The sequence below is a fragment of the Deltaproteobacteria bacterium genome (assembly GCA_009692615.1).
Taxonomy (GTDB): Bacteria; Desulfobacterota; Binatia; order UBA9968; family UBA9968; genus DP-20.
Map to the genome: position 1 here is coordinate 1 of SHYW01000159.1, position 8,854 is coordinate 8,854.

The 8,854-nt window shown below is 56.2% G+C and carries 12 protein-coding genes; 5 read left to right on the plus strand and 7 right to left on the minus strand.

Translation table 11 applies throughout. The annotated features are described in order from the left end of the window. The first annotated feature begins 304 nt into the window (after positions 1–304). From EXR70_23925 to hemB, 5 genes are read left to right on the plus strand one after another with little or no spacing between them, the layout of a single operon-like run. Positions 305–1,123, plus strand: coding sequence for a c-type cytochrome biogenesis protein CcsB (locus EXR70_23925; GenBank protein MSP41545.1), 819 nt, complete (start codon positions 305–307; stop codon positions 1,121–1,123). 44 nt (positions 1,124–1,167) lie between these two features. Next, the gene (locus tag EXR70_23930; GenBank protein ID MSP41546.1) at positions 1,168–2,439 is read left to right on the plus strand and encodes a glutamyl-tRNA reductase; all 1,272 of its coding nucleotides are present in this window, start codon (positions 1,168–1,170) and stop codon (positions 2,437–2,439) included. Further along, a complete protein-coding gene (gene hemC, locus EXR70_23935; GenBank protein ID MSP41547.1) occupies positions 2,436–3,347 on the plus strand; it encodes a hydroxymethylbilane synthase in 912 nt (303 codons plus the stop codon). The genes EXR70_23930 and hemC overlap by 4 nt, the downstream gene beginning before the upstream one ends. A 4-nt stretch (positions 3,348–3,351) precedes the next feature. Next, positions 3,352–4,149 carry a uroporphyrinogen-III synthase gene (locus tag EXR70_23940; GenBank protein MSP41548.1) on the plus strand — a complete coding sequence of 266 codons (798 nt, stop codon included), beginning with the start codon at positions 3,352–3,354 and terminating at the stop codon, positions 4,147–4,149. A 14-nt stretch (positions 4,150–4,163) separates the two neighbouring features. Continuing rightward, positions 4,164–5,141 carry a porphobilinogen synthase gene (gene hemB / locus EXR70_23945; GenBank protein ID MSP41549.1) on the plus strand — a complete coding sequence of 326 codons (978 nt, stop codon included), beginning with the start codon at positions 4,164–4,166 and terminating at the stop codon, positions 5,139–5,141. 114 nt (positions 5,142–5,255) lie between these two features. Here hemB and EXR70_23950 read toward each other — a convergent pair whose 3' ends face one another. The 7 genes from EXR70_23950 to EXR70_23980 form a co-directional block, all read right to left on the minus strand. Beyond that, positions 5,256–5,516, minus strand: a complete 261-nt coding sequence (locus tag EXR70_23950) for a hypothetical protein (GenBank protein MSP41550.1) — start codon at positions 5,514–5,516, stop codon at positions 5,256–5,258. A 20-nt stretch (positions 5,517–5,536) separates the two neighbouring features. Beyond that, positions 5,537–6,544 carry an ABC transporter substrate-binding protein gene (locus EXR70_23955; GenBank protein MSP41551.1) on the minus strand — a complete coding sequence of 336 codons (1,008 nt, stop codon included), beginning with the start codon at positions 6,542–6,544 and terminating at the stop codon, positions 5,537–5,539. A gap of 120 nt (positions 6,545–6,664) precedes the next feature. Further along, positions 6,665–7,114 carry a cytochrome c gene (locus tag EXR70_23960; protein ID MSP41552.1) on the minus strand — a complete coding sequence of 150 codons (450 nt, stop codon included), beginning with the start codon at positions 7,112–7,114 and terminating at the stop codon, positions 6,665–6,667. An 89-nt stretch (positions 7,115–7,203) separates the two neighbouring features. Further along, entirely contained in the window at positions 7,204–7,650 is a 447-nt protein-coding gene (locus EXR70_23965) for a CHRD domain-containing protein (GenBank protein ID MSP41553.1), read from the minus strand. Positions 7,651–7,684: 34 nt separating this feature from the next. Continuing rightward, a complete protein-coding gene (locus tag EXR70_23970; protein MSP41554.1) occupies positions 7,685–8,023 on the minus strand; it encodes a peroxiredoxin family protein in 339 nt (112 codons plus the stop codon). Beyond that, positions 8,024–8,233, minus strand: coding sequence for a redoxin domain-containing protein (locus tag EXR70_23975; protein ID MSP41555.1), 210 nt, complete (start codon positions 8,231–8,233; stop codon positions 8,024–8,026). 108 nt (positions 8,234–8,341) lie between these two features. After that, positions 8,342–8,854 (minus strand): response regulator transcription factor, encoded by a 513-nt coding sequence (locus tag EXR70_23980; protein ID MSP41556.1) that lies wholly within the window; start codon positions 8,852–8,854, stop codon positions 8,342–8,344.

The following is an 8,854-nucleotide window of genomic DNA, read 5'->3' on the forward strand; positions in this document are numbered from 1 at the left end:
GAGGAGGTGTACAACAAGAAACGTTTGCATTCGGCCCTGGGCTATCTACCCCCGGAGGAATACGAGAGGTCGCTTCAACAAACCAAAACCGCCGATCGCGCTCCCCTCAAATCCCGGTGAAATCTCTCCAGCCGGAGGGGCGCAGTCCATTGTGCTGCGCGCGGGGAAAAAATCTCCACTGGCCCCTCTTTTCCAAAGAGGGGTAATGGAGAACTCTCAGTCTTGAGCTGTGGACGCGAATCTTTCCGGTATCCGCTAACAGGCTTGCAGGCGGTCGAGCTTCGCATATAATGCCTGTGACTCTATGGAAGCTTTAACCGTCAAACTTACCGCGGCGATTTACTTGCTGGCGGCGGCAGGCAACTTTTATGTTTTGTTCCGCAAGGACGCCGCGTCGCGGCTTCCCACTTTAGCGCTTTTGGCCGGTTTCTTATTCCACACCGGCGCGCTCACTGCGCGCTTTCTTAACGAAGGGTTTGGCGCCGTGGCGTTGATGGGCGAGGCGTTGTTGTTCAAGAGCTGGCTGATGGTTGGGCTCTATCTTTCGATTCAACTCAAGTATCGCGTCTCCGTGCTCGGCGGAATCGTCGCGCCGTTGGCGTTTTTGATGTGTCTGGCGGCCTACGCTTTTGGTCGCGGCGACGGCGCCATTCCGCCTGGATTGGAATCGGTCTGGCTGCCGGTGCATGTGACGCTGGCGTTTTTGGGCAACGCGGTGTTCGCTCTCGCCTTTGGCGTGAGCTTGATTTACCTGCTTCAGGAGCGCCATCTCAAGCATAAGAAGATCAGCGCTTTGATAAATCTTTTCCCGCCCTTGGAATCCCTCGATCGATTGAATTATTTGTTGCTGGTCTGGGGGTTTCCCTTGATGACGCTGGGCATTGTCACCGGCAGTTTATGGGCGGGGATTCATTGGGGCAACTATTGGTCCTGGGAGCCCCGGCAAATTTCCTCCGGCATCGCCTGGTTGTTTTACGGCGCGATTCTCCACGGCCGCATCACCGCGGGACTGCGCGGCAAAAAGGCGGCGCTTTTGACCATGGTCGGCTTCTTTGTGGTTCTCGGCTATTTTCTTTTGGGCGATACCATGTTCCCGAGCCGGCATGGGGGTCAGTTTCAGTAAGCCAAACCAAAGTCGTTCAGCATAAATTCGCCGTGCAAAAGGAAATCGTCATAGTCGGTCTCAACCATCGCAGCGCGCCCATCGAAGTGCGCGAAAGCGTCGCCATCGAGCATGCTTATCTGCGCGACGCTTTAACCCGTTTGCAAAGTTATCCGTCCATCGAAGAGAGCGTCATCCTCTCCACCTGCAATCGCGTCGAAGTGGTCGTCGCGGCATCTGAGAGCGGTCGCGCCTGCGACGACATCAGCGGCTTTCTCGCGGCGCAGAAATCCCAGCGTAACGGCGCCTCGCTGGACGAACATACCTATAGTTACCAGGGCGCCGACGCCGTGCGCCATCTGTTTCGTGTCGCCGCTAGTCTGGATTCCATGGTCGTGGGCGAGCCGCAGATTCTCGGCCAATTGAAAGCTCACTACGACGCGGCGCATCAAGCCGGTAGCGTCGGGACGATTTTGCATCGTTTGTTCCATCGTTCTTTTTCGGTCGCCAAGCGGGTGCGCAGCGAAACCGGCATCGGCAGCGGCGCGGTGTCGGTGAGTTCGGTGGCGGTGGATTTGGCCAAGCGCATCTTCGATCGTTTCGACGACAAGACCGTGATGCTGATCGGCGCCGGGAAAATGGGCGATCTGATGGCGCGCCATCTGCAAAGCCACGGCGTGCGCAGTCTGATGGTGACCAATCGAACTTTCGAGCGCGCCGTCGAATTGGCCGAGCGCATTCACGGCAGCCCGATCCGCTTCGAAGATTTTCCGCAATATTTAAAGATGGCCGATCTGGTGATCGGCTGCGCCGGCGCGCCGGACATCTTGGTCCACGCCCATCAAGTCGAAAAAGTGCTGCGCGAGCGCAAACAGAAGGCGATGTTCTTCATCGACATCGGCGACCGGCGCAACTTCGACGCCAAGATCAACGACCTCGACAACGTTTATCTCTATAACATCGACGACCTCAAAAGCGTCGCGGAAGAAAACTTACAAGGGCGCTCCAACGAAGCGAGCAAGGCCGAGAACATCGTCCAGGATGAAGTGCAGAGCTTCGTGCGCTGGGTCGGTTCGCTCGAACAGGCGCCGACCATCACGGCGTTGCGCCAGCGCTTCGATGACATTCGCCGGCGCGAGATCGAAAAGTCGCTGGGCGGCAGTTTGAAGGATTTGTCGGAGCCCCAGCGCGCGGCGTTGGAAGACATGACCAGCGCGATGATCAACAAGATGCTGCACGGACCGATCGCTCAATTGAAAAACAATCAGGGCGACGACGACGAAGCGACGCTTTACGTCGCGGCGCTGAAAAAGCTCTTCGACTTGGACGGTAAATGAAACGCATCCGCATCGGCAGCCGCGGCAGCATGTTGGCGTTGGCCCAGTCGAATTGGGTCAAGGGCCAACTCGAAGCACATTACCCCGAAGCGCAGGTGGAATTGACGATCATCAAAACCAGCGGCGACCAGTTTATCGATCGGCCCATCGCGGCGATCGGCGGCAAGGGTGTTTTCACCAAAGAAATAGAAGACGCGCTGCTGCGAAACGACATCGACATCGCGGTGCATTCGATGAAAGATTTGCCGACGGAACTGCCTCATGGCTTAGCCATCGTGGCGGTGCCGCGGCGTGAAGACGCGCGCGATGTGGTAGTCAGCCGGGATGGCCGGTTGCTGAAGGATCTTCCTGCCGGCGCGCGAGTGGCGACCGGGAGTTTGCGCCGAAGTTCCCAACTGCTCCATCATCGCGGCGATCTCGCCGTGGTACCGATTCGCGGCAACGTCGATACGCGCTTGCGTAAACTCGATGAAGGCGAAGCCGATGGTTTGATCATGGCGGCGGCGGGCTTGATCCGCATCGGCCGGCCGGAGCGCATCACGGAATATTTAAACGATGAAGTTTGCCTCAGCGCCGTGGCTCAAGGCGCCCTCGGCATCGAGGCGCGGGACGACGGCGCGATGGCGGAGCTGTTGGTGTTTATTCACGATGCCAAAACTAATGCTGAAGTGCGCGCCGAGCGGATGTTGTTGGCGCGGCTCGGCGGCGGCTGTCACGTGCCGATTGGCGCCAGGGCGCGGGTGCATGGCGACGGGCTCAAGATGATCGCCATTGTCGCCGATCCTAATGGCAAAGCGCTTTGCCGTGGTGAAATCAGCGGCAAGACGAGCGACGCCGTGGAACTGGGCCGCCACTTGGCCGAGCAGTTGATTGACGCCGGCGCGGATAAGATTCTCGGCCTAACTTAAGTCGATGGTAGCTCAGCCTCTCGCCGGTAGGAAAATCGTCGTCACCCGGGCGCGCAAGCAAGCCGGGAGTTTGGCCCAGCGCATTGAAGCGCTGGGCGGCGAAGTTGTCGAGCTGCCGACGATTGAAATTCAACTGCCCGAGGATTTTACCGCGTTCGACGCGGCGCTGGCGCGCATTGAAAAATTCGACTGGATGCTCTTCACCAGCGTCAACAGTATCGAGCCTTTTCTCGCGCGGCTCACGCAAGTCGGAAAAACTTTGCTGGATTTACAAAATATAAAAATCGCCGCGGTGGGCTCGGCGACCGCGGAGCGATTGAACGATGCCGGGATATCGCTCGCGTTGGTACCGGAACGTTACCAAGCTGAAGGGCTGCTCGAAGCGCTGGACGCCGCGAGCATGAGCGGTAAGCGTGTGTTGATTCCCCAGGCGGCGCGGGCGCGGGAGATTTTGCCGGAGACTTTGCGTTCTTGGGGCGCCGAGGTTGAAATCATCGAAGCTTATCGAACGGTGGCGCCGGTTTATGATCACAGCGCGGTCAAGGAGCGCTTAAGTCGCGGCGAGATCGATATCGTCACGTTTACCAGTTCGAGCACGGTCGGTAATTTCGTCCAACTGTTTGGCGGTGAACCGTTGGCATCGGTGGTCGGTAACGCTGTCATCGCCAGCATCGGACCGATCACGGCAAAAACCGTCGAAGAGTTGGGCGGGCAAGTTGCGATTCTCTCACGTCAGTCGACCGTCGATGGCTTGCTCGAAGCGCTGATCGATTACTGCGCGAGCGCGCGGAAAAATAACTAGCTTGGGAGAACGCCATGGACTTTCCTCGATACCGGCCAAGAAGATTGCGGCGCAACGAAAAGATTCGCGCCATGGTGCGCGAGACCAGCTTGGCGCCGAAGAATTTGATTTATCCGCTGTTCATCGGGCCGGGGAAAGACAAAGTCCAACCGGTTTCATCGATGCCCGGCGTGGCGCAGTTGTCGGTGGATCGTGCGGTTGACGAATGTGTCGAAGCCAGCGGCCTGGCCATTCCCGCGGTGATCTTGTTCGGTCTCCCCGAAACTAAAGATGCCATCGGCAGCGACGCTTACAATGACGGCGGCATCGTCCAGCAGGCGATCCGCGCGATTAAAGACAAGCTGCCTGACATGTTGGTAATCACCGATGTCTGCTTATGCGAATACACGGATCACGGCCACTGCGGCGTGATCAAGAATGGCGATGTCGACAACGACGGCACTTTGGAGTTGCTGGTGAAAGAGTCCTTGTCCCATGCCCGCGCCGGCGCCGATATCGTCGCGCCTTCGGACATGATGGACGGCCGGGTCGGCGCGATTCGCAGCGCACTCGACCACGACGGCTTTAGCCAGACGGCGATCATGGCCTACGCGGCGAAATACGCTTCGGGTTTTTACGGACCGTTTCGCGAAGCTGCTGAGTCAACGCCGCAGTTCGGCGACCGCCGTTCTTACCAAATGGACCCGGCCAACTCGGACGAAGCGCTGCGCGAAGTCGAGATGGACATCCGCGAAGGCGCCGATATCGTCATGGTCAAACCGGCGATGGCCTACTTGGATGTGGTTTACCGGGTTAAACAGAAGTTCGGCTATCCGGTGGCGGCCTACAACGTCAGCGGCGAATATTCGATGATCAAAGCGGCGGGACAAAACGGCTGGATCGACGAGGAGCGGATCATGATGGAAGTGCTCTATGCGATCCGGCGCGCCGGCGCGGATATGATTCTGACCTACTTCGCCAAAGACGCGGCGCGACTGATGGCAAAGGGCTAGGGATAATATTTCACCACGAAGGACACGAAGATCACGAAGTTCGGAATAATAATTTTCCGAAACCTTCGTGTCCTTCGTGCCTTCGTGGTGAAAGCGAATTTTCTTGTTGCAGGCCTAAATCAAATTCCACAGGTCCTTGATCTTCCTTAGCAGCGTGCGTTCGCATTCGGCTTCCCGGCCGTCGGCGTGGACTTGGGTTTGGGACAGGCGGAAGATCAGCACGCGGTTGCCTTTGGCGAGGCGGAAGATAAACGTGCGCGAGTCGTCTTCGAACTCGACTTGGGTTTCAACCGCGGGATCGGCGCGGGTGGCGATTTTCTGAGCCCAAGCTTGAAGTATAGGAACCGCGGCGGCGCCGCGCTCGGTGCTCAACATGATTTACGATCGGCGGTCAACTATTTTTTATACAGTCCGTCGATGAAGCCGCTTTGGTCGAGTTCGCGGATAAAACTGAAGTCGACGAACTGCTCGGGCTTGACCGCTTTGGCGCGCGGGTCTCTTTCGGCGAGATCGTCGATGACGGTTTTGAGGCCTTCGAGACTGGGATATTGTTTCTTCGGATAGAGGGTTTCGTGCATGACGTTGTCGCGGCTGCGGTCGAGAATGTCCCGATCGAGGCCGCTGCCCATGTATTTTCCCAGCGCGCGGATGGTCGCTTCCTTGTCGGTCCACATTCGATGCACGGCTTCGACGTGGGCGCGCACGTAGCGCCGCACCACGTCGTTATGTTCGCGAATGAATTTCTTGGTAGTAGCCGCGCCGGTATGTTGAAACACCAGACCCATTTGAGCGACATCGGCGAGCACCGCCATGCCGCGCTTCTCGGCGATGAAACTCGACGGCGGGTTGATCACCGCGGCGGTGACTCTGCCGGTCTGTAACGCGCCCAAGCGTTCCGGGCCGCTGCCGACTTGTATCAGAGTTACGTCTTTGCCAACGGTCAAGCCGACTTTTTTCAAGGCAAAACGAGCGATGGAATCGGTGGCGGAGCCGAACCGGCTGATCGCTAGAGTTCCGCCCTTGAGTTGCTCGATATTTTTGACTCCCGGTTTACCCATCAAGACATAATTGAGCGAGATGATGCCGGCCGCAACGAACACCGCGTCGGAGCCGCCGAGTGTGCTGCTGACCAGACCAGGGCCGGAAACTTGCGTGATCGGAACGTCGCCGGAGACTAATGCAAGAATCGCCGTGGAACCGCCGGTAAAATAAATCAGCTGGACGTCGAGACCGTACTTGGCAAAGATCCCCGCGTCCTTGGCGACCCAGGCCGGTAGTTGGTCAGCGCTCACGGCGCTGTAGCCGACGTTGAGGCGCGTCATCTGCGCCGGAGTGTCTGCTACGAGCGATAGTTGGCTGAATAAAAATGTTAACGCGACGAAGGAAATGTTCTTGATTGCCATGGCGTCCACCTCGTTGGAACTAGTGAAAAAACTTTACAGCAGGGCAGGGCCAGAAACAAGAAAGCCCCTGCCGATGGCAGCGGCTTTCTCTTCTTATCATTTACTGAAGTTGCCTTGAACTTATTCGCCGTATTTCTCGGCGCGGAACTGTTTGTGGCAGGAGCCGCAAGTATCGCCGAGCGCTTTGAACTTCACACCGACCTCGGCCTCATTCCCAGCTTTGGCGGCGGCAGCGAGCTCGCCGGCTACTTTGCTTAAACTCTTGGCGGTCTTGCCGAAGTCTTCCGACTTCTCCCAGATCTCCGGTTTGGCTTTGGTTTTGCCGGTGGTGTTGCCTTTGGGGAAAGCCGCAACGATACCGTCAGCGGTGCCCATAATGTCCTTTGCCTTTACCTCTACAACCGCGTAATTTTTCTCTTCAACTGCGGCCTTAAGCGCTTTCGCTGTGGCGCTCTGGTTTTTCATCAAGTTCTGTCGTTTCTCGTTGACGTCCGCCTGGGCGAACACCTGCGTCGAAATCGCTAGAGTCATGAACCCGAATACCGCACCCGTTAAAATGTTCCGAACCATTTTATTCTATTCTCCTTTCAAATTTTCTAACCGTTAATTTTTAAACTATGATTGACAATCTTTCGTTGCCAGCAAATTTTTAATTCGCGTTATTTCACCGCAGGCAGTTGCGCGCGTATTTCTCCCGCTTTGTTTGCCGCGCTATGCACGTTGACATAGAGGTTGCCGGCCAAGTAGCTCGAGTATTGGGCATCGGTCAGTTTCGCTCCAGCGGCAGGAGACCACGAGTTATCGGCGGCTTTGGCTAGCGGTACGATGACCGGGCCATTGGCGCCTTTGGCCGCTTCGTGGATATGTGCCGCGGTGGCTTCTACGCCAGAGGTGGTGACCTTGCCAGTGACCGTTTTATCTGCGGCGATAACAAAGGTGGCGCTTCCAGTCGCTGAGGTCTTGACCGGAGGAACCTCTTGGTCGCCGGATAACGCTACTTTGATTTCCTTCTGGCCCATATCGCTTGTCATGGCGCAGCCGACCGCGATGAGCGCCAGCAAAGTTAGAATCACCGAAGGTGGGCATTTTTGAAATAGCTTGTTCATGTTTATCCCGTTCTAGTTTTCTGACGTAAATAAATTAGCTGCCTTGATTGACTTTTTTAACTGCGTTCAACAATTGTTCCGTGGTCAGCAAATCTTTTTCCGTATTGCTGGGGCGGATGTCGTAATATTTGATCACGCCTTCTTTGTCGACGATGATGTAGGACCTTTTGGCGGTACGGTTGGCTTCGTTCAAGACGCCGTAGGCTTGCATGGTTTTGTTTTCGCGGTCGCTGAGCAAAGGATAGGCGATCTTGGCGAAGTCGGTGAAGGCTTTCTGGGAGAAGGCGGCGTTGGCGCTGATACCGACCACTTCGGTGTTTTCCGCTTTGAAGGCTGGATAGTTGTCCGAACTGGACGCTTGAAGATCCGTGATTCAGGTGGGGTTGAAGTCGAGCACGTAAAAGTTGATCAGAACGTTTTTGCCTTTGAGGCTGCTGAGCTTCAATTTACCGCCGGTGGTGCTGTCGAGCTCGAAGTCGGGCGCTTTGTCGCCGACGCCGATGGCGCTCGCATTTGCGCTCAAGGCAAACACCATAGAACAAGCCAAAGCAATGCGCGTCAGTAACGTTTTCGCTATTCCCAATTTGTCCTCCGCTAATTTGACGAACGTGAAGTAAGATTATTCGAGAAAAATGTTGACGGAATATCGCTTAGAATGGCGGCACTGTCAATCCCTCTTTTGGGGAGTTGATTACGGTCCCAATCGGGTGGAATTAGTCGATTCCTTCGCGCACCGCCAGGACGGCGGCTTGGTACGGTTCTTGACGTCGAGTTTGCGAAACAACGACTTTAAATGGCCTTTGATCGTCTCGCGGGCGAGATTGACGATGTCGCTGATCTCTTCATTGCTCAGTCCTTTACTGACCAATCGCAGGACTTTGAGATCAAGGTCGGTCAAATCATATTTTTCGGCGAAACGGGTGATTTGATCAGGGCTTCGAAGCGGTTTGCCTTTGGCCTGAGGTTCCAACGCGATGTGCGCTAAGTAAGGCGAGGAGGGAATCTTGCCGGCGTAGGTTTGCTGGATGATCTTGATGAATTCAGTGCGATCGGTGTCTTTTAAGGAATCTCTGAACAAGTCATCTAGCAAGTCGTCTAATAACGAAGAGCAGAAAGACCGACAAGGTGAGGCGGGAGGAAAGAGCGTGGGGGAGCAGACAACGTTTGCGAGTTTGGCGTGGGCGAGAAAGAAAAAGCAGAGCAA